Source organism: Sphingobacterium yanglingense, from assembly GCF_004363245.1.
Taxonomy (GTDB): Bacteria; Bacteroidota; Bacteroidia; order Sphingobacteriales; family Sphingobacteriaceae; genus Sphingobacterium; species Sphingobacterium yanglingense.
Window position 1 is genome coordinate 25,591 of record NZ_SNYV01000002.1, and the last position, 20,145, is coordinate 45,735.

19 protein-coding genes are annotated in these 20,145 nt (G+C 40.0%); 8 read left to right on the forward strand and 11 right to left on the reverse strand.

What is annotated here, in order from left to right; translation table 11 throughout:
* Positions 1 to 69: 69 nt before the first annotated feature.
* From CLV99_RS00725 to CLV99_RS00735, 3 genes are read right to left on the reverse strand one after another with little or no spacing between them, the layout of a single operon-like run.
* The gene (locus CLV99_RS00725) at positions 70 to 540 is read right to left on the reverse strand and encodes a nucleoside deaminase (protein ID WP_133582575.1); all 471 of its coding nucleotides are present in this window, start codon (positions 538 to 540) and stop codon (positions 70 to 72) included.
* Position 541: 1 nt separating this feature from the next.
* A complete protein-coding gene (locus CLV99_RS00730; protein ID WP_133582576.1) occupies positions 542 to 889 on the reverse strand; it encodes a tRNA-binding protein in 348 nt (115 codons plus the stop codon).
* Positions 889 to 1,104, reverse strand: coding sequence for a hypothetical protein (locus tag CLV99_RS00735; protein WP_133582577.1), 216 nt, complete (start codon positions 1,102 to 1,104; stop codon positions 889 to 891). The genes CLV99_RS00730 and CLV99_RS00735 overlap by 1 nt, the downstream gene beginning before the upstream one ends.
* Before the next feature lie 93 nt (positions 1,105 to 1,197).
* Between CLV99_RS00735 and CLV99_RS00740 the strand changes: the two genes are divergently transcribed.
* From CLV99_RS00740 to CLV99_RS00760, 5 genes are all read left to right on the forward strand, one after another.
* A complete protein-coding gene (locus CLV99_RS00740) occupies positions 1,198 to 1,785 on the forward strand; it encodes a porin family protein (RefSeq protein ID WP_246032671.1) in 588 nt (195 codons plus the stop codon).
* Between the two features lie 299 nt (positions 1,786 to 2,084).
* On the forward strand, positions 2,085 to 2,870 hold the full coding sequence (locus CLV99_RS00745) for a succinate dehydrogenase cytochrome b subunit (protein ID WP_133582578.1): 786 nt from the start codon (positions 2,085 to 2,087) through the stop codon (positions 2,868 to 2,870).
* 23 nt (positions 2,871 to 2,893) lie between these two features.
* Positions 2,894 to 4,828: a fumarate reductase/succinate dehydrogenase flavoprotein subunit gene (locus CLV99_RS00750; protein ID WP_202101938.1), complete on the forward strand. Its 1,935-nt coding sequence runs from the start codon at positions 2,894 to 2,896 to the stop codon at positions 4,826 to 4,828.
* 72 nt (positions 4,829 to 4,900) lie between these two features.
* A complete protein-coding gene (locus tag CLV99_RS00755; protein WP_031301390.1) occupies positions 4,901 to 5,674 on the forward strand; it encodes a succinate dehydrogenase/fumarate reductase iron-sulfur subunit in 774 nt (257 codons plus the stop codon).
* A gap of 225 nt (positions 5,675 to 5,899) precedes the next feature.
* Positions 5,900 to 6,367, forward strand: a complete 468-nt coding sequence (locus tag CLV99_RS00760; RefSeq protein ID WP_133582580.1) for a response regulator — start codon at positions 5,900 to 5,902, stop codon at positions 6,365 to 6,367.
* A gap of 77 nt (positions 6,368 to 6,444) precedes the next feature.
* Here the strand turns inward: CLV99_RS00760 and CLV99_RS00765 are convergent, their stop codons facing one another.
* The 4 genes from CLV99_RS00765 to CLV99_RS00780 form a co-directional block, all read right to left on the reverse strand.
* On the reverse strand, positions 6,445 to 7,530 hold the full coding sequence (locus tag CLV99_RS00765; protein WP_133582581.1) for a hybrid sensor histidine kinase/response regulator: 1,086 nt from the start codon (positions 7,528 to 7,530) through the stop codon (positions 6,445 to 6,447).
* Between the two features lie 85 nt (positions 7,531 to 7,615).
* Complete coding sequence (locus tag CLV99_RS00770; protein WP_133582582.1) at positions 7,616 to 9,775, reverse strand: sensor histidine kinase; 2,160 nt, start codon at positions 9,773 to 9,775, stop codon at positions 7,616 to 7,618.
* Positions 9,776 to 9,812: 37 nt separating this feature from the next.
* On the reverse strand, positions 9,813 to 10,901 hold the full coding sequence (locus CLV99_RS00775) for a ThiF family adenylyltransferase (RefSeq protein ID WP_133582583.1): 1,089 nt from the start codon (positions 10,899 to 10,901) through the stop codon (positions 9,813 to 9,815).
* A 20-nt stretch (positions 10,902 to 10,921) separates the two neighbouring features.
* Positions 10,922 to 11,734, reverse strand: coding sequence for a hypothetical protein (locus CLV99_RS00780; protein ID WP_133582584.1), 813 nt, complete (start codon positions 11,732 to 11,734; stop codon positions 10,922 to 10,924).
* Positions 11,735 to 11,871: 137 nt separating this feature from the next.
* On the opposite strand from CLV99_RS00780, the gene CLV99_RS00785 reads away from it, so the two are divergent.
* Positions 11,872 to 12,123: a hypothetical protein gene (locus CLV99_RS00785; RefSeq protein WP_133582585.1), complete on the forward strand. Its 252-nt coding sequence runs from the start codon at positions 11,872 to 11,874 to the stop codon at positions 12,121 to 12,123.
* 48 nt (positions 12,124 to 12,171) lie between these two features.
* Here CLV99_RS00785 and CLV99_RS00790 read toward each other — a convergent pair whose 3' ends face one another.
* From CLV99_RS00790 to CLV99_RS00805, 4 genes are all read right to left on the reverse strand, one after another.
* The gene (locus tag CLV99_RS00790; RefSeq protein WP_162849968.1) at positions 12,172 to 12,606 is read right to left on the reverse strand and encodes an energy transducer TonB; all 435 of its coding nucleotides are present in this window, start codon (positions 12,604 to 12,606) and stop codon (positions 12,172 to 12,174) included.
* Positions 12,607 to 12,693: 87 nt separating this feature from the next.
* A complete protein-coding gene (locus CLV99_RS00795; protein WP_133582587.1) occupies positions 12,694 to 13,677 on the reverse strand; it encodes a hypothetical protein in 984 nt (327 codons plus the stop codon).
* Between the two features lie 123 nt (positions 13,678 to 13,800).
* Positions 13,801 to 15,912 (reverse strand): type IA DNA topoisomerase, encoded by a 2,112-nt coding sequence (locus CLV99_RS00800; RefSeq protein ID WP_133582588.1) that lies wholly within the window; start codon positions 15,910 to 15,912, stop codon positions 13,801 to 13,803.
* A 38-nt stretch (positions 15,913 to 15,950) separates the two neighbouring features.
* Positions 15,951 to 17,297 (reverse strand): deoxyguanosinetriphosphate triphosphohydrolase, encoded by a 1,347-nt coding sequence (locus CLV99_RS00805; protein WP_133582589.1) that lies wholly within the window; start codon positions 17,295 to 17,297, stop codon positions 15,951 to 15,953.
* Between the two features lie 201 nt (positions 17,298 to 17,498).
* On the opposite strand from CLV99_RS00805, the gene CLV99_RS00810 reads away from it, so the two are divergent.
* On the forward strand, positions 17,499 to 18,557 hold the full coding sequence (locus tag CLV99_RS00810) for an aldose epimerase family protein (protein WP_133582590.1): 1,059 nt from the start codon (positions 17,499 to 17,501) through the stop codon (positions 18,555 to 18,557).
* Between the two features lie 70 nt (positions 18,558 to 18,627).
* On the forward strand, positions 18,628 to 20,121 hold the full coding sequence (locus tag CLV99_RS00815) for a TlpA disulfide reductase family protein (protein ID WP_133582591.1): 1,494 nt from the start codon (positions 18,628 to 18,630) through the stop codon (positions 20,119 to 20,121).
* The last annotated feature ends 24 nt before the right edge of the window (positions 20,122 to 20,145 follow it).

Below are 20,145 nucleotides of genomic sequence, written 5' to 3' on the forward strand. Positions count from 1 at the left end.
TATCAACTGTTATTTTAATACTACGAATATAACAAAACACTTCTGCTAATGTTTCATAATAATGCCATTTTATCGTTTTGAGCGAAAAAAGGTCTTCATCAAAGCACCACATTGTTCCTCCAACACTCCACCTATAATCTGTGTTTTAGGGTGTAGTATATTCGGGGCGACCACCGTATATCCTCTCTTTTCATCCACTGCCCCGTAAACAATGCGTGACACTTGTGTCCAATACGATGCACCAGCACACATCACACAAGGTTCTACCGTCACATATAGTGTACAGTCCTTGAGATACTTGCCTCCCAAAAAATTAGCAGCCGCTGTGAGTGCCTGCATTTCAGCATGCGCAGTCACATCATTCAACCGTTCTGTAAGGTTATATCCCTTACCTATTATTTTATTTTGTGCAACGATAACTGCCCCTATCGGCACCTCATCCTCTCTAAAAGCTTGCTCCGCTAAACTAAACGCTTCCTTCATATAGAGCTCATCTAGCTTTTCCTGTGGCAACGTTTCTTCAAAATTATAAATCCGCATACTATATCAATCGGGCACCATTTGGCACCTTACGTTCTACCGCTGTCAAAACAATATCACCATTTTCGTCCGCCAAACCTGTCACCAAGCATTCAGACATAAATTTCCCAATCTGCTTACGCGGGAAATTAACAACAGCCACAATCTGTCGCCCGACCAACTCCTCCTTAGTATATAACTTCGTAATCTGTGCACTCGATTTACGTAAACCGATTTCCGAACCAAAGTCAATCAATAACTGATACGCTGGTCTCCTGGCCTCTGGAAAATCATTCGCTTCTAAAATTGTTCCAACTCTCAAGTCTACCCGTTCAAAGTCAGACCAACTAATATCTTCATTTACACTCATTACACTCTATTGCTTGAAAGGTCTTCAACCTGCTTTCCAATAGTAAACACAACATAATCTTTCGTACGTTTCAATCGCTTAGCCAATCGTTCGATCAATAAGTCTTCCTCTCCTTCTTTATAGGACAAATCCTCTTCCGTCAGCTGGTTGTATTTCCGACTCAATTTTATCTTAGCAATTTGCCAGTCTTGTTCTTTAATTTTGAGATTGCTCATAATGTGGTATTAAAATTGCGTATATTTACAGCGTATACAAACTGTGCAAAACGCGTTTTAAACTATATTAAACAAATCTACATAAATAAATCAATGATGAAAAAAATTTTACCAGCATTACTTTTGTTCCTAAGTGGAGCATCAATAGCACAAGCGCAAGTGTTGCCAAGTTTCGAAATCGGACTAAAAGGAGCATTAAACTATTCTAAGTTAAAAAATGACACTTACTTTGATTCAGACAGCAAAGCAGGTTACCAAGCCGGTCTTTATTCTCGTATCGGTGTATTGGGGTTTCACGTACAACCTGAGATCTACATCACTGGAAAAAATGTAAAGATTAACAAAGACAATGTGGATGACCTTAAATTCACAAGTGTGGATATTCCTGTTTTATTAGGTAAGCGTTTTGGCTTAGGCCCTATTGGCGCGAGAATACAGACAGGCCCCGTATTCTCTTTTATTACCAATGACAATGGTGACAAATTAACGAATGCGCTGAAGTTTTCAGAATACAAGAAAAGCTCTACATCATGGGCATTTGGTGCCGGAGTGGACATATCTAGTTTACGCGTGGATCTTCGGTATGAATTAGGCCTCAACGATATGGCGAAAGGAAGTAATGAAGCTCAAAAAATCAACATGTGGAGTATTGGTCTAGGCTACCGTTTATTCAAGATTTAATCAACACATTTAATATTAAAGACGGATTGGTCGAGATGTTTTTGCAAAACACCTCGACCAATTTTTATATAATAACTGAAGATTCATATCGGATTGAAATTCCAAAGTCCGTATGGTTGAAAGCATATATTGTAAAACAACAAAGAGAACTTTTAGAGAGATGTATTCTTTCTAAAGCTCGATAGCGTAACCTAAAAAATTTAGAACAATTCTAAATTAAAGCTTTTTAATGGATTTAAAGTCATTTTTATAAATGATTTAGATATTTTTGCAGGATAAAATTTATAAAAAAAAGGATAATGAGTAGTAAATCAAAGCCACTATTGACTTCTTCACTGGGAAAGAAACTCATCATGAGCTTAACCGGACTATTTTTATGTTCGTTCTTATTAGTTCACTTGATTGGTAACTTACAGTTATTTAAAGATGACGAAGGCTATGCATTCAACAATTATGCGTACTTCATGACGCATTTCACCCCTATTAAAGTAGTTTCCTACTTACTTTACGCATCTATTATCATCCACGCTGTTTATGCGTTAATTTTAACCATGAAGAACAAAGCTGCTCGACCGATTGGTTATGACAAAGGTAGTGGTAACGTAAACAGCAAATGGAACTCAAGAAATATGGGTATCCTAGGAACAATCGTTTTAGTTTTCTTAGCGACTCACATGCAAAATTTCTGGTTTCAGTACAAGTTTGGCACTACTCCTTATGTAGAATACCACACTGAATTAGCAACTGGAAACCGCGAGATCATAGCTTCAGACAACATTCCTAGCAACTACGATGGTTACAAAACCTATGTAAACAACGGCGTTGAGACAATTCAAACAAAAGATTTATACAAACAAGTAGCATATACTTTCCAAAATCCATTTATTGTATTGTTTTATGTGATTGCAATGGCGGCCCTAGCTTTCCACTTGATTCACGGATTCCAATCCGCGTTCCAAACGCTAGGCTTCAACCACAGAAGATACATTGGATTTATTAAAGGACTTGGCATTTGGGTATTTGGGGTTCTTGTCCCGCTTGCGTTTGCAGCAATGCCTTTGTATTTCTATTTTAAAAGTTTGTAATATCGCATTAATAGTATAAGATTATGTTAGATTCAAAAGTACCAGCAGGCCCATTGGCCGAAAAATGGTCAAAACATAAGTTCAATATGAAACTGGTAAACCCAGCTAACAAACGTAAATTTACAATTATCGTTGTTGGTACAGGTTTAGCAGGCGCCTCTGCTGCAGCTTCATTAGCTGAGCTAGGTTATAATGTTAAAACATTTTGTTACCAGGATTCTCCACGTCGTGCTCACTCTATTGCTGCACAAGGGGGGATCAACTCTGCAAAGAACTATCAAAATGACGGTGACTCGGTTTTCCGTTTATTCTATGATACGATCAAAGGAGGAGACTACCGTGCACGCGAAGCAAACGTATATCGCTTGGCAGAAGTCTCCGTAAACATTATTGATCAATGTGTGGCTCAAGGTGTTCCTTTCGCACGCGAATACGGCGGTCTTTTAGACAACCGTTCATTCGGTGGAGCTCAAGTATCACGCACATTCTACGCACGTGGTCAGACAGGACAACAACTATTATTAGGAGCATACTCTGCCTTGAACCGTCAGATTCAAAAAGGAAAAGTTCAATCCTATACGCGCCACGAAATGCTAGATATCGTAAAGATTGATGGCCATGCAAGAGGCGTAATTACCCGCGATATGGTAACGGGTAAAATAGAATCACATGAAGGTCATGCTGTTCTTTTATGTACAGGTGGTTACGGAAACGTATTCTTTTTATCTACAAACGCAATGGGCTGTAACGTAACAGCAGCATGGAGAGCACACAAACGTGGAGCCTTCTTTGCCAACCCATGTTACACACAGATTCACCCTACTTGTATTCCTGTAACTGGGGATCACCAATCAAAACTGACTTTGATGTCAGAATCTCTACGTAACGACGGTCGTGTCTGGGTTCCAAAAACACAAGAAATGGCAGAACGAGTACGTAAAGGCGAATTGAAACCTGTAGATATCAAAGAAGATGACAGAGATTACTTCTTAGAGCGTAAATACCCTTCTTTCGGTAACTTGGTACCTCGTGACGTAGCTTCGCGTAATGCAAAAGAAGCTGTAGATGATGGTCGTGGTGTAGGAAAGACAGGCTTCGCTGTTTACTTAGACTTCAAAGACGCAATTGCTCGCCTTGGAGAAGATAGCGTACGTGCTAAATATGGTAACCTTTTCGATATGTATCACAAGATTACTGACGAAAACCCATACAAACAACCGATGCGTATCTATCCAGCTGTTCACTACACTATGGGTGGCGTATGGGTTGACTATAACTTGATGACTACAGTACCTGGATTATATGCATTAGGAGAGGCCAACTTCTCTGACCACGGGGCTAACCGTCTAGGTGCTTCTGCATTAATGCAAGGACTTTCTGATGGTTACTTTGTAATCCCTTACACTGTTGGAGATTACTTGGCTGGCCTAGGAAACTTCAATCCTGTAGACAAAAACCATCCTGCTTTTGAGCAAACTCGTAAAGAGGTAGAAGATAACATCAACAAATTATTGGCTTTACGTGGCTCTAAAACCGTAGATGATATCCACAAAGAGCTTGGACATATCATGTGGGAATACTGTGGTATGGCCCGTACAGCTGAAGGTCTTACTAAAGCAAAAGGCATGATTCAAGAACTTAAAAAAGAATTCTGGTCTAATGCATCCGTATTAGGACAGAATGAAGAGCTGAATATGTCTTTAGAAAAAGCAGGTCGTGTTGCAGACTTTATCGAACTTGGAGAATTAATGGTGGATGATGCCTTAAATCGTAGCGAATCCTGTGGAGGTCACTTCCGCTTGGAATCACAAACAGAAGAAGGCGAAGCTAAACGTGATGATGAGAACTTCACTTACGTTTCGGCTTGGGAATACACTGGCGAAAATCAACCTGAGGTCCTTCACAAAGAAGAACTGGTATTCGAAAACGTTAAGTTAACACAAAGAAGTTATAAATAGTATTGCGTATAGCGTATCGGGATATGCGCAATGTCTCAATACTCAATACTCAGTACTCAATACTATACAGATATGAGTAATCACATGAATTTAACGCTGAAGGTTTGGCGTCAAAAAAATGATAAAGCAAAAGGACAATTTGTAACCATCCAAGCCAAAGACATCGCTGATGACATGTCTTTCTTAGAGATGTTAGACATTGTCAATGATGATCTTACCCGTAAAGGTGAAGACCCTATATATTTTGATCACGACTGTCGCGAAGGTATCTGTGGGATGTGTTCGTTGGTAATCAATGGTCGCCCTCACGGCCCTATGGAAGGTACTACAACTTGTCAATTGCATATGCGTAGCTTCCATGATGGACAGACTATCGTCATCGAACCATGGAGAGCAGCTGCATTCCCAGTATTAAAAGATTTAGCCGTAGACCGTACAGCATTCGACCGTATCCAACAAGCTGGAGGTTACGTCAATGTAAATACAGGAGGTGTGCCTGACGCCAACGTTATTCCTATTCCAAAACGTATTGCTGATGAAGCTTTCGAATCAGCGACTTGTATAGGTTGTGGAGCCTGTGTAGCTGCGTGTAAAAATGCTTCTGCAATGTTATTTGTCTCTGCCAAAGTATCTCAATTTGCTTTATTACCGCAAGGACAGACGGAACGTTACGAGCGTGCGCAAGCTATGGTAGACCAAATGGATGCTGAAGGCTTCGGTAACTGTACCAATACTGGTGCATGTGAGGCTGAATGTCCTGTAGGAATAAAATTGACAAATATTGCTCGATTGAATAGAGAATACCTAGGTGCGAAGATCTTTAGACAAGAAGACGTACATAATTAGAACTTTCTTACAAAAGGGAATAGTAAAGAGGTTGTCTTAATGAGGCAACCTCTTCGCATTTTTAACAAAACGCCTTATTATTAACCAATTAGTTCTCTAAAAAATCATCTTTTTTCAATTGATAATCAACAAAAACAACAGAAAACTATTTGATTCTTACGATACTTTTCATTACTTTGTATAGCTAAGAATTTCTCTTATCTAGACGGGGTGAAGTATAAAACTATGGAAAACAAAAGTAAAATTACAGTATTGTATGTAGATGATGAGGAAAACAATTTGATTTCCTTTAAAGCTACCTTTCGATTAAGATACAAGGTTCTTACTGCAATTAATGGTGCTACGGCTATCGATATGGTCAAGAAAAACCACATCGACATTATCATTACGGATCAGCGAATGCCTGAAATGACCGGTGTAGCATTGTTAGAAGAGATTATTAAAATCAATCCAGAGCCGATGCGTATCCTCTTAACTGGTTATGCAGACATGGGCGCTGTCGTCGACGCAGTTAATAAAGGAAAGATATACCATTATCTTAGCAAACCTTGGAGCGAGGCAGAATTAGATGAAACTATACAGCGTGCTTACGAGGTTTATTCTGAACGCAAAGATATATTAGAAACATACTCAAAACTAGAGGTATCCAACGAGCAATTGGAGTTTTTACTACGTCAGAAGTTACTTTCGTAAAACCATTGAGAAACCTTTATTGCAGACAGGTACCTAGACAACCCTTTCTTTTCATCCCCTATAGATAAAAGAAAGGGTTACTTATTTGGTATTACTACCTTAAAGGTAGTACCATTACCCAACTCTGAAGTTACAGCGACAGTACCCTGTAGTTTTGCTAGCGCATTCTGAACATTATAAAGACCGAATCCCATCCCCTCAGCTTCGTTACTCGCCCTAAAAAAGAGCCTAAATATGTCTTTAATATATTCTGGAGAAATCCCTACACCCGTATCGCTTACTTCTATCGTAGCATAATCGTCTTTAACTATGACAGATAGATTTACCTGTTTGTTGTCTGAATCTTTTCGTTGATATTTGAAGGCATTAGAGAGCAGATTATGTAACACAAGCTCTAGAACAGCATGATCACTTCTAAAAGTGTCCGACTGTTCGACTTTTACATTCAGAGCAACTTGATTATTCTTGGTATACATTTTATAAAACTGTACGATATTATCGAAAAGCTTATAAAAATCTATATCTGACAGCTCCAACTCGCCCCGACGCAATAAGAAATAATCACGCAGACTATTTATATAGGCATCCAAGCGCATTAAGGAGCCTTCCATTAATCCTAGTATCTCGTGTACCCTTTCTATTTGATCAAATCCAGCAGCAAGCTTTATAGCCGTCAGAATACCGGTCAGAGGCTCGCGCAAATCGTGGCTCACACTATAAGCAAACTTATCTAACTCATGATAGGCTTTTTGCAGCTCCTCATTACGAATATCCAACATCGAAGTTGCTATATAGAACTTGTTAGCTTCTTCAATTGAAGAAATGATTTCTTCCTGCTGCCATGGCTTACGAACAAAACGGAAAATATGTCCCTTATTCACAGCATCCACGACGGTTTCCATATCGGCATAGGCAGTCAGTAAAATCCGAATCGGTCTCGGGAACTCCGTTCTAATATTATGTAAGAAATCTACCCCTAGCTCTCCGGGCATACGTTGATCACAGAAAATAACTCGGATATCGGGATGCGTACGTAATATCTCCCTTGCCTCGGCAGTATTGGACGCTGTATGAACCAGATAATGATATCTGAAGTTGGCTTTAAAGCCAACTAGGTTATTCACCTCATCATCTATATATAATATTTCTGGAACCTGTTGCATAAATTTGGCAATAAAAACGTACTAACCAAATGACTCTATATACAAAGTTACGTAAATTTAGCCTATTTACTTCTTTTATATTTTTCTAACAATCTTGTTTAATCGGAATAATTAATTTGAAAATCGCGCCCTTATCTAGCTCAGATTCGACAATTATCTTTCCTTCATGCTTTGCAATTGTATTGTAAGCGATTGACATACCCAAGCCGGTTCCTTCTCCAACATCTTTTGTTGTGAAAAACGGTTCGAATATTTTCTCTTTGATATTCTGCGGAATACCTATACCATTATCCGATATCAAAATGAAAATATAGTTTGGATCTTCATAGACTCCTGTTTCTATTTTCAGCACCCCGCCATCGCCTCGCTCAAATTTTTTGTCGATAGCGTAAATGGCATTAGTCAGTATGTTCAAAAACACTTGGTTCAATTTCCCAGCATAACATTCTATTTCGGGAATATCACCATATACTTTCTGCACGTCGATCCCTTCATTTATAATACTTCCTAAGATGATCAGCGTAGATTCTAATCCCTCATTGATATCAGCATACTTCAAAGTGTCTTCATCGACCCTCGAAAAAATACGGAGACTTTTTACAATTTCCGCAGTACGACTAGCACCGTCATGCATTCCCTTCAAGAGAAAATCGACCTCTTCTTTTAGATAGTCAATATCTAACTCTTCCTTATACGCCTGAATCTGTTCCTGTTTTTCGGTTTGCGAAAGGCCTTCAGCAAAAGCGATGCGTTCCACCTCATCCAATGTGTCCCACACCATCTTAATATCCCTTTTCAGTGGCGCTACATTTGAAGTTACAAAGTTAATAGGGTTATTAATTTCATGTGCTACACCAGCAGTCAACTGTCCCAAAGAAGCCATCTTTTCCGCCTCCACAAGTTGAGACTGCGCTTCTTTAAGATGTGTCAATGTCTTTTGCAGAGATTCATTGGATTCTGTCAATTCGAGCGTACGCTCATTAACTTTTTGCTCCAACACAATGTTTTGCTCCCTAATCAACCGCTCATTCTCCTGCGATATAATCAATTCCCGTGTTTGTGATTCTTCTTTCTCTTTACGATAGATATTGATTTTATCTCCCAATGCAAACGAAAGCAGAATAGCCTCTATAACTGAACCAATCTGAACCGCGCGTAAGGTGTAAAAGTTATAAGGTAGTATGTTATAATCCTTAAGTACGTACACCAAGACACTTACGAGGAATATACACCAGGCGACAAGAAAATACTTCGTTTGTCTATACTTCTGTTGCGATAGCTGAAAAGCCAATATCAAGACGATTGTAGAACCTCCACCGGCAACAATATTTACCATTTTGTAGGCAGGAATAAAAACACCTCCAATCAAAAGCCCTATCGCTACCACATATCCTATTAGAAACACATTCAATAGCATATTGAATTTTGGAGACTCTTTAGCTGTCTGTAAAAACGACTTCACAAAGAAAATAGCCGCAATGCCGGACATCGCACCAGAAAAAGTGAGTAGCCGCTCCGAAATCCACTTATTCTCTATAGAAAACAGGGGGCCTAAAAGGCCTAGAATAGCTAGCTGCGCTATAGTAACCCAGAATATATAGCTTACATAGACATAATAATGTGCTTCCCGTGTAGAAAAATACAAAAATATATTATAAAGGATCATGGAAAGCATCAGCCCTATATATATAGCAGAGAAAACGTCTGTTTTCATAAGGGTTTTAAACAGTCCCTTATCACTGTAAATAGAAATTGGAGCAGACAGCTGTGTATTACTGAGCAACCTGAGATAGCAGGTTATCTCCTCCCCTTTCTTTAATGGAACTTCAAATAAAAAATACTGATGAGGATAAGCCAATTTCGCAGAACTAACGTTACTATTAACATTCAGACTGTCTACAACACCATTTCGTAAGGAATAGAATACGACTTCATCGATATTTGCCTGAGAGAGGTTAACAATCAGGTCTTCTATATCAGACTCATTTTTAATAGAAAAACGAATCCAGTTATTAACGTCCTCTACCCCCAGATTAGGAACCTCTTGCTTATTCTCCTTAAAAAGATCAGGTTGGCTTCTGACCTCTTCAAATGTTAACTGCTTCGTAGGATCCTTAAAAATAGAAATATTCTTCCCGATATACTGACCTTCACGATCTTTAAAAAACTGAAATGGTTCACCAGAATAGGCACACAAAAAGGGTGCGATAATCAGGAAAATTAACAGAAACTTTCTACAATCCATTTTACATTAGCTTAGCTTCTACAATATCTAAATTGCATCAATCTGTAATACCTATCGCTTTTTCGACGTCCAAATAATATCGTCCAGAGTTTACGGTACGGCCCAACAAGATTTCCCGACATACCGTTGTCGTCACCGCTCCTCCTAAGACAACTTCTGATGCGAGTTGTGGCCAAGAAGCAATAGTACGACCGATCTCTGAAATAGAGTTTTTCATTTTTACAGAGAGATTCTGCGCTTCAACAACTTTCATCAAGTAAGCAGAGCGCTCTCCACTTGTCAACATCTTCAACGTATCTACCGTCAGGTCACCTGCCAACCCATGGAAAACCGGTCGATCTGGTTCTAGGTCAAATCGTTCGACATCCAACATACCACGGTCATTCGTGTCCATCACTACAGGTATTTTTGCTGCCCTAGATCTAAATCGGCTGTCCAGTTTCACCTCAAAGCTATCACAAACCTCTACCAAGACATCAAGCCCGCCATCACCTTTCAAAAACTCGTCGTAATTATTACTATCAATTCCCTGCGGGAATAGCTCTACTACCAAATAAGGGTCAATCTCCGCTATTTCTCGAGCTGCGATAACAACTTTGGGAACTGACAGATTAAAAACTCCCGTCCGTAACCGATTCATGTTACTCAAATCTAAGCTATCAAAATCCGCTAGTCTCAAGACACCACAGATTCGTTCCATCGCCATGGTCAGTGCAATAGACTGACCTACAGAAAGTCCTATAACACCTATTTTCTTACCCGAAAGTCGCAGCTGCTCTTCCTTAGAAATCTTAAGCTGGTTCCTATTAGTCCGCACCTCTACAAATTCGGCCTCATCCAGTAGATGAACCAAAGATCGGCACCACGGATAGTAAACCCACACCCCATATTCCTCTTTAGTCTTACCTTGTAACAAGTCTTGGATAAGCTTCTCTTCCTCGTCGGGATTTACTCCCATTGGATATCTACAACGAATCAATTCTTTTAATTGTCGTTCGATCTCATCATAGAAAAAAACAATATCTCCTGATTTTTTTAGCTCTTCCAGTTGGCCTCTGTCAACCTTATTAGAAAGTCTAAAAAAAAGTACTTTATGAGGGAATTTAGATTCTAATTCGTCCGTCATATTCTATTCATAAGTAGGTTTTACATAATTTCGATATCATCATCATTGGTATCGACCTCAAGTTCGGTTCTTTTTTTGGTATTGGCAATCATCCCCTTCAAATCCCATTTATCCATATCATCCAGGTCAAGCTTATATTGTATTTCAATCTCTTTGGATCTTAAGACCTCAATCCGCGTACAATTCTGATTCTCCCTAAGCGCCATAATTGCCGCTCTATCCTCTTCAGATGCCATTTCTAGACTCCCTACATCATCGAGAATCATTGTCGTGGCCAAGAGATCGAGCTTAGGATAATAGAATGTACCATTATTTCCGACACTAGTCTCTTGACGGTACCCGACGCTTTTAGTCAGATTTATCGTATAAGGTGCACAAAGAGCAAAAAGAGATTTAATACCGATTTGAGGTGCTATTGCAATAGCGGCTCTCGTTAGAAAGATACTCCCGATTCCATAGCCGGCAATCTCTCTCGAATTCCAAAGCCCACAGCCTTCTCCGGTTCCATCTTGTGCATAATCCCAGACGAGATCAAATATCTTAGCGTCCATATTACCTGTCGCTTCCTCAATAGGTAGAGGTTGTGTTCCTCCAGCAACATGAATACGAGCACCACCATACACATTCTCACCATCCAACGATTCCACGATTAAAACAAAAGCCGCAGGATTATACATCCAATCATTCTTGGATGAGGTTACTTTTTTTACTCCTATTGCCGTTAAGACATGCGCGTGCCCTTCTATAAAACGCTCGCAAGTCCGAGGGTCATCAATAGCGCGAAACGCTCTTAGCCTAACAACAGGACGTCCATCTTTAAATACTAATGCCACAGGAACGGTTATATGTTATTCGATTTAACACAAAACTAATCAATAAAAACTAAATGAATCATCATGTAGTAAAGATTTTTCAAAAAGATTGACATTCCAAACAACTTAACTATTTTTGGGCAAAATCTCTTTACTCCATGCAGATAGACAAGGCAACTTTAGTAAATATTGTACTATTAATCCATATGGCCCTAACTGGCATTATGCTATTTAGGCTCTTTAAGTTGAGAAACGCCACCGGGGGACAGCTTATTCTAACTTTCTTGGCGCTGACTGTACCAGTCCTAGGTCCATCCGTAATGATTTGGTTCTATAACAAACAACTTGAGAAGGTAGCAAAAAAAACTCCGAATGCCGGTAAGCAGAAGAAAAACGGGAATAAAAAATAGTTTAACAATAGTTCTGAAAATAAATTCGGGCCATACACCCTATTGGGGTTAATCGAGTATCGCCATAATAGTCTGTTTAAATTTGGTACGGACAGGTTTTCCGTCTTTAGTGGCGGCCTCCCATTTTGGAGATCGGCTCATCACACGCAAAACCTCCTTCTCAAAAATCGGGCTTATCTTATCCCTATTAAGAACTACAACATCACACACCTCTCCGTCTTCACATACCGTAAATTCTAAAACAGCAGTCTGCCGGGTCCCGTAAGTAACATAGGCTGTACTATCCATTGACCCAACCAACTCACTGATATTCATTCGATTCTGCAGAAAACGGTTCCAAGCAGACACTCCCCCTTTAAATTGAGGTACCACATCGACCTGCGGTACTATAATCGTATCCTGTTTTCCAGGCGATTTTTCTAGAGCCTTTACAGCGGACGACAGCAACATCACAACCAACAGCATCACATACCTTACTTTCATACCCATCCTCTTAACGATTTACATTTAAAAAGAGACTATCATAAAGTCTCCATAAATCAAAAAGAAACAAAAATCATACCGAATCCCCTAAGCTTTAGACAGATCATCTACCGTCTTAAACTCTCCATTTTCATCAGTCAAAAATGACATCGGATTTTCAGGATCTTTTATTATTTCAAAAAGAAGGTATCCCCAAGGTTTCCAAAAGTTTTCCAGTACCTGCCCATAGGTCTTCACCGTCCAATTATCAAATATAGGTTTTAGCGTCCAGTCATTTAAAGGCATAGGCTCCACAAAGACAGCTTTAGGCGTCTCCATATAGGTATACTCCGGCAAACGATTAAACAGGTAAGCTGAATAAAAGTAACGTGCACAGATTTCTTCAAACTGAATTGGGTGCAACTTTTTATCCGCTACTTTCGCCAAAATATCCTCGTGATAAATAGCATTAGTACCATTATCCTGTAGTGTAGCGATAATCGCAAAATCCTTCATCCGCAATGAGAAAATCAGCGTATTGATTTCATCACGGTACAGAAATGTATCTTCTGTACTATCCACAGGGAATACTTGAATGGTAAAAGGATTACGGTGTTCAAACTCCATCGGTACACAGAGAGACTGCATCATCGCATGTAAGTTTCTAAACTTATGCACCAGTGCCTGCGAAAAATTCATTTCTTCTCCCGTCCGTACAGCTTGCTTTATTCCGACCTGAATCTCATTAAACACAACGCCATACAATATCTTAGATACCCAATGGAATAATGTAATTTGATCCAATGCATTCACCGCATCGTACCCTGTCTTCATTGCAGTCTCCACAGCGGTCTCCACCTCCTCAATCTTTGCAGCAGCAGCTATTGAACAAGGTAGCTGCAACTTTTTATAAGTAATCATACTTTCATCCAGCAACTTAAAAGGCTTGTCCTCTAAATCAAAAGAACGCATCATCCATACCGGAAAAACCTGGATACGTTCTTCTTCAGAGTCCAAAGTCACTCCAGTCAAAAAGCAAGTCTTGTTATCGAATTTAAAATCTACGAAGGGATTGTACAGTTTTGTTGCCATAATATGGGCAAAGGTAAAGTTTTACATTTTCAATCTATCGGAATCGTTGAGGATTGACCGTATTTTGACGTTTTACCCACGAGCCCCTTATACTCAAAATCGATTATTAATGAATAAGAGGTCTTAACCAACATTAACCTTAAAATCCTCAAAGACTAAAGGTGCTTCCACAATCTGTCCTTCCTTAGTCTTCACCCCCTTCAGCACAGAAGTCTTTCCTTTTTCGAGCAAGCTTTTCATTTCTTTCTCTTCGAGAAAGACGCCATTCAATGTCCTCCATATCTTGAAATCGCAGCCCCTAGCATAATGATCACATTGCGCAACCTTATCATAGAGATGTATATTTCCAGGCTGACACTTCGGACATTTTATCTTTCCCTTTTGCTGGGGTTTTATCTCCTCCTGTGCTATAGAAATACGAAGTTGCAACAGCTCCTTTGTAATTTTCGCCGTATAGTCTTTGATGTGTTTCATAAACACCTCGTAAGAGACCTTGTTTTCACGCATTTCCTCAAGCTTCTGCTCCCATTTACCAGTCAAAGTTACCTTTGCTATAGACCTATCCTTGACCAGATTATACACCGCGAGGCCCTTCTCTGTAGGAATAAGCTTTTTCTTATCCCGTTTTATATAATCACGCTGGAACAATGTCTCTATCGTGGCAGCACGTGTCGCAGGTGTGCCCAGTCCACAATCTTTCATAGCTTGCCTCATCTCTTCATCCTCTATCTCCTTTCCTGAAGTCTCCATAGCCTTCAGCAAGGACGCTTCCGTATGAATAGGTCTTGCTTTTGTAAATCGTTCAGAAAGTTCCAGCGAGAGGATTTCCAACATCTCTTCTGCCATCAACTTAGGAAGTTGCGCATTTTCATTATCCTGTTCGTCCGTATTTTTTTCATCATCCGGTATTTCAATCTGATCAGCAGATAGGCGCCAGCCGTATTGGCGAATTACCGTACCTTTGGCGATAAGTTCTACTCCTTCGGCATCAATTGTTACAGTCGTAATATCTTTTAAACAAACCTCAGAGAAACTCTCTACCATACGTTTTGCAATCATATTGTAGATATTCTGCTGTTCTTTGAGCATTGGCCCTGGTTTTTCGTCCGTAACCAATAGCGCATGGTGATCCGTCACCTTTTTATCGTCAACAGAACGTTTGTTCAGCTTCGCACCTATTAAGTTACGAGAGATAGCCGCTATCCCCTCTTCAGCAGTATCTGCCAAATGTTGAAATAGCGCCTCCACTTGTTCAAAAACATCCTCACCTATATACCGCGAACCTGTCCTTGGATAAGTAATTACCTTCTTTTCATATAAAGTCTGTGCAAGGCTCAAGGTTTGATCCGCAGAGTAGCCATACTTTTTATTGGCATCCTGCTGCAGTGAAGTCAAATCAAATAAAAGTGGGGGTTGTTCCTTCGTTTCTTTTGCCTCTACCTTTACGACTTTGGTTTGTGTCCCGATATTCAGTTTTGCAACAGTTTCTTCTGCGACATCCTTTTTTTCGATCTTATCCGAAGTCGCTTTAAAAGAGATACTATCTTTTTCAAAACCTGCCTGTATTTTGTAAAATGCCTGTGGTTTGAAATCTTTGTTTTCGAGGTAACGCGAACATATCATAGCCAAGGTGGGTGTCTGTACCCGCCCCAAGGAAAGCAAACCTTTGTTGCCAGCTGCTAATGTTATGGCTTGTGTGGCATTGATACCGATTAACCAGTCCGATTCCGACCGGGATCGTGCCGATTGATACAAACTATCATACTCCTGTCCCTCTTTCAAATTCGCAAACCCCTCTTTGATAGCCTTATCCGTTTGTGAAGAGATCCACAACCTTTTAAATGGCACTTTCGAGCCTAAGTAATAATAAATATTCCTAAATATAAGTTCACCTTCTCGTCCTGCATCCGTAGCCACTATGATTTCATCCGCTTGTTCCAACAGTCCTTTGATAATATGGATTTGTTTTAGAGCTCCGCTATCATCAATCTGCTTTCCATCTTTCCGTACCTTCTTCACTTCAAGATCAAATCGATTTGGAATAATCGGTAGATTCGACACAGACCAATTGTGAAAACCGTAAGCCTGTGGCGTACACAATTGCACCAAATGACCGAAAGCATAGGTAAAAGCATAGCCATTCCCTGCTATATAGCCATCTTTCACTTCTTTTGCCCCCATTACGCGGGCCAGATCTCTCGCAACAGAGGGTTTCTCCGCTATTACTACCTTCATTTTCTTATCACCTCCATAACTTTCATAACCTCCATCACCTAATCCAAAGATGCTATTGAGATTCCTTTTATTTTCCGATATAGATCCACCGCATATACGTCCGTCATTCCAGACACAAAATCCAACACTGCACGAATTTTAGCATACGCATCCTCTTTATCGGTATGAAATTGCCCTGGAATCATGGCGACAATCTTACGATCAAACATCGTCTTATTTGTCTTTAGATAAGCAGGTACAAACTCCTCCAACAAGGCGTTCATCACCTTATAACCTGCAATTTCAATTTGCACAACAGCCGAGGCATTATAGATTTCTACCACAGATATCTTCTCAATTTTCTTCATCTGTGCTACAATCTCAGGAGAGAGTGCATCGATCAGTGAACTTTCAAACGTACCCGAAAGAAATTTATCTTGATTATTAGCAAAAACCTCAGCACAACCGTTGATCAGTGTATTAATAGCTTTGGCGCGCAATAACTCCACACGGCTTCCTGTGTCATTCAATCCATCTAGTCGACTACGTAATTCTTCGCCCCCACAAAGTGGCAACAGCAATTCTTCGACTTCCTTATAAGACAAAATCTTAAGATGATGAGCATCCTCCAGATCAATAATATTATAACAAATATCATCCGCTGCTTCGACAAGATATACCAGAGGATGTCGCAAATAACCCTGCGGATTTGTGGGATCCTTCTTAAGCCCCAGTTCTATAGCTATTTTTTCAAATGCCTGTTTTTCTCCTTCGAAGAAGCCATACTTTTTCCGATGATGATTTCCCTTTACATGTCCATCTATGGCTGCACATGGATATTTCACAATAGAAGCCAAAGTCGCATATGTCAATGCATAGCCTTTTTCATCTTTGCCATTAAAAGCATGTGTCAGTATACGTAACGCATTAGCGTTACCTTCAAAATGGGTTAAATCCGCCCATTGTTTGGCAGATACATGTTCTTGATATTTCTGTCCTACTCCTTGGGTAAAAAATGAAGAGATTGCAGCTTCACCGGAGTGTCCAAAGGCTGGATTACCCAAGTCATGCGATAGACAAGCGGCAGATATAATATTACCTACCTCTTGCAAATAAGGGACTTCCTCATCTATGTTAGGATGCTGCTTTTTCATTAGATTATAAAACAGACGTCCCAGAGATCGTCCCACAGAAGCGACCTCCAAACTATGCGTCAATCTATTATGAACAAATACAGCACCAGGCAGAGGAAACACTTGCGTTTTATTCTGCAACCGGCGGAATGGAGAAGAAAAAATCAAACGGTCATAATCCCGCTGAAACTCGGATCTTGCATCAAATTGCTCATTTGGGATACGATCTTCATAGCCCCATCTCTTTGCAGACAACAGTTGTTTCCAGTTCATCAATATTTTGGATTTGCATGGCAAACTTATATAAAATGCTTTGCATTCACCAACTCCAACTGGAAAAATCACCGTACAACTTCCCCTCTCTCTTCCTAACAGCCTAAAGCAGAAATCTCTCGTAAGACAACCTATAGGAATACCTTTTTTACTTCCGATCTAACTAAATATTTGCTATTTTTATAGAAATAATTTCGAATCATGACAATCTATACACTTCCCGACACCAAAGCTTTTGAAAGTTGTTTAAATAACAAAAACACGCATTTATTGACTTTAGCCAATCGTGCGGGCATGCAGATTGCATTGAGTGATTACGGAGCTCGGCTAGTTAGTGTATTGGTCCCCAACAAACAAGGCACACTGGTAGATGTAGTCTTAGGTTTCAACAGTATTGACGAGTATGTCCATGCTAGAGAGCAGTATCATGGGGCCACAATTGGGCGATTTGCCAACCGCATCGCTGCTGGACATTTCCACCTCGGAGGCGCCTCTTTCCCCTTAGCACAGAACAACGCTGAAAACTCGTTGCACGGTGGTCCCGAGGGCTTTCATCGCAAAGTATGGGACAGACAGGTTAGTTTAAAAAAACAAGTCGATTTTTACTATGTATCTCCCAATGGAGAGGAAGGTTTTCCAGGAACGCTAAATACTTGTGTCAGCTATGAACTCACCAATGAAAACGAGATAAAAATTGATTTTAGGGCTACTACTGATAAAACGACCGTAGTCAATCTAACCAACCATGCTTATTTCAATCTGAACGGAGAAGGTAATGGCGATGTCCTTAATCATTTCATTGAAATTCCCTCTACTCATTTTATCCCTATCGATGACAAGCAGATTCCGACAGGTGGACTATTACCTGTAGAAGACACAGCATTCGACTTCAGAAAAGCAAAGAAGATCGCACAGGGTATCAATACTCCAGTAGACCAGATACGCTATGCGACAGGGTACGACCATGGATTCGTCAATGAATCCCCTATAAGCAGCCCCGCTGCGACAGCCTATTCCGAAGAAAGTGGAATTCTGTTAGAGGTTTTCACTGACCAGCCTAGTATCCACTTATACACCGGAAACTTTCTTGCTGACGACCAAGGGAAATCTGGAAACCGTTATCTCAAACATGGAGGCTTCTGTTTTGAGGCTCAACACTATCCAGACAGTCCCAATCAATCACACTTCCCGACGGTCATTCTAAACCCTGGAGAAGAGTTCAAACAGACCATCATTTACAAGTTCAGTATCAAGAAATAGCTGTAATAAATTACTTACAAAGACTGAACAAGCACATTTCAGACTATATTTGAGAAAAAATTATAGACTGATGAATAAAAAGATTTTTTCAATTGCCCTGTTAAGTGCAGGAATGGCATTCACATCTGTACAGGCCCAGATGGCCAAGCAGAAGGATGTCAAGCTAGAAGATTTGATGAAACATTTAAACGAATTGTTTCAAAAAGGCGACGACGCTTCTAAAGTAGAATTAGGAAAAGAAGCGTTAGCAATGTCTCAAAGCAAAAACGAAAGCTTTGTATCTATGGCAGCTAGAGTATACGGAGCCCTAGAGCAAGATGATAAAGCTGAAGCGATCAACAAAACAATCTTAAAAAAATTCCCTAAAGGACTTCAAGCACGTTCCGAAGCTTACGAAAAAGTATTCGGCGATGAGAATGCTTCTGCAGAAGTCGTTGAAAAAGGATATACCGCATGGTTGAAACAATTCCCTGCTGCTTCATTTGATGAAAAAGACAGAGGTATTTATGATCAAGCAGCTGCTTCTTTAGCATCCCTTTATTTTAAAGCAAATAATGCTGCTAAAGCACAAAACTATATCACGCAGCTTAAATCCAGCGCTAACTACGCCTCCTACGCAAGCCGAGTTACTGCGGGCCTTATCAAAGACAATAATTACGACGCAGCTCTTCCTATTTTAGAAGAGATCTATGCAAGCTCACTAGAGGCTTCCAAATCAAGCGATCCTAAAATCAAAAATGGAGGAAATGCTAGAGCTTATGGTTCTATCGCCCCTTCTTATGCACAGGCACTAGTTGAAAAAGGCAATGCAGAGAAAGCAGTAACTGTGATGGAAGACTTCATAAAATCTTCTCCATATGCGGCGAGCTCTCCGATCAATACCATAACATTGGCCAAAGCTTATGCAAAACAAGGAAAAGAGCTAGATGCTTTCCTTTCCCTAGAAAACTTTGTCGTTAAAAACGGAAAAAATGCAGACATCGTTAAAGAAATGCAACCGTTGTACAATAAGCTAAACAACAATAAAGCGAATTTTGACCTGTATTTTGCATCTATCGAAGCAAAAGCAAAAGAAGCTATGGTTTCTAAATACAAATCAGAAATGATTAAAAAAGAAGCTCCTCAGTTCACTTTGGTAAACAGAGATGGAAAAACAGTTTCCTTATCTGACTACAAAGGAAAAGTTGTTGTTCTAGACTTTTGGGCGACTTGGTGTGGACCTTGTGTAATGTCTTTCCCTGGCATGCAGGCTGCTGTCAACAAATATAAAAGCGACAAAGATGTTGAGTTCTTGTTTATTGACACTTGGCAGCGTGAAGAAAACTATAAAGATTTGGTAAACGAGTTCATGACCAAAAACAACTACTCCTTCCACGTACTGTTTGACGAGATGAAAGATCGTACCAAAGCGACTACTACAGCATATGGCGTATCTGGTATCCCACACAAAGTAGTGATTGATAAAGAAGGATTTATCCGTTTCGAATCTTCTGGCGGTTCTGCTGATGTTGACAAAGTAGTCAACGAGATGGAGACAAAAATCGAATTGGCACGAAAAGGCTAAAAAAAATGGGACTCAGATTTGAGT

Excerpts from the sequence above, each read along its gene's own strand:
- CLV99_RS00725 (WP_133582575.1), bottom strand. The coding sequence starts at position 540 with ATGCGGATTTATAATTTTGAAGAAACGTTGCCACAGGAAAAGCTAGAT.
- CLV99_RS00730 (WP_133582576.1), bottom strand. The coding sequence starts at position 889 with ATGAGTGTAAATGAAGATATTAGTTGGTCTGACTTTGAACGGGTAGAC.
- CLV99_RS00735 (WP_133582577.1), bottom strand. The coding sequence starts at position 1,104 with ATGAGCAATCTCAAAATTAAAGAACAAGACTGGCAAATTGCTAAGATA.
- CLV99_RS00740 (WP_246032671.1), top strand. The coding sequence starts at position 1,198 with ATGATGAAAAAAATTTTACCAGCATTACTTTTGTTCCTAAGTGGAGCA.
- CLV99_RS00745 (WP_133582578.1), top strand. The coding sequence starts at position 2,085 with ATGAGTAGTAAATCAAAGCCACTATTGACTTCTTCACTGGGAAAGAAA.
- CLV99_RS00750 (WP_202101938.1), top strand. The coding sequence starts at position 2,894 with ATGTTAGATTCAAAAGTACCAGCAGGCCCATTGGCCGAAAAATGGTCA.
- CLV99_RS00755 (WP_031301390.1), top strand. The coding sequence starts at position 4,901 with ATGAGTAATCACATGAATTTAACGCTGAAGGTTTGGCGTCAAAAAAAT.
- CLV99_RS00760 (WP_133582580.1), top strand. The coding sequence starts at position 5,900 with ATGGAAAACAAAAGTAAAATTACAGTATTGTATGTAGATGATGAGGAA.
- CLV99_RS00765 (WP_133582581.1), bottom strand. The coding sequence starts at position 7,530 with ATGCAACAGGTTCCAGAAATATTATATATAGATGATGAGGTGAATAAC.
- CLV99_RS00770 (WP_133582582.1), bottom strand. The coding sequence starts at position 9,775 with ATGGATTGTAGAAAGTTTCTGTTAATTTTCCTGATTATCGCACCCTTT.
- CLV99_RS00775 (WP_133582583.1), bottom strand. The coding sequence starts at position 10,901 with ATGACGGACGAATTAGAATCTAAATTCCCTCATAAAGTACTTTTTTTT.
- CLV99_RS00785 (WP_133582585.1), top strand. The coding sequence starts at position 11,872 with ATGCAGATAGACAAGGCAACTTTAGTAAATATTGTACTATTAATCCAT.
- CLV99_RS00790 (WP_162849968.1), bottom strand. The coding sequence starts at position 12,606 with ATGAAAGTAAGGTATGTGATGCTGTTGGTTGTGATGTTGCTGTCGTCC.
- CLV99_RS00795 (WP_133582587.1), bottom strand. The coding sequence starts at position 13,677 with ATGGCAACAAAACTGTACAATCCCTTCGTAGATTTTAAATTCGATAAC.
- CLV99_RS00800 (WP_133582588.1), bottom strand. The coding sequence starts at position 15,912 with ATGAAGGTAGTAATAGCGGAGAAACCCTCTGTTGCGAGAGATCTGGCC.
- CLV99_RS00805 (WP_133582589.1), bottom strand. The coding sequence starts at position 17,297 with ATGAACTGGAAACAACTGTTGTCTGCAAAGAGATGGGGCTATGAAGAT.
- CLV99_RS00810 (WP_133582590.1), top strand. The coding sequence starts at position 17,499 with ATGACAATCTATACACTTCCCGACACCAAAGCTTTTGAAAGTTGTTTA.
- CLV99_RS00815 (WP_133582591.1), top strand. The coding sequence starts at position 18,628 with ATGAATAAAAAGATTTTTTCAATTGCCCTGTTAAGTGCAGGAATGGCA.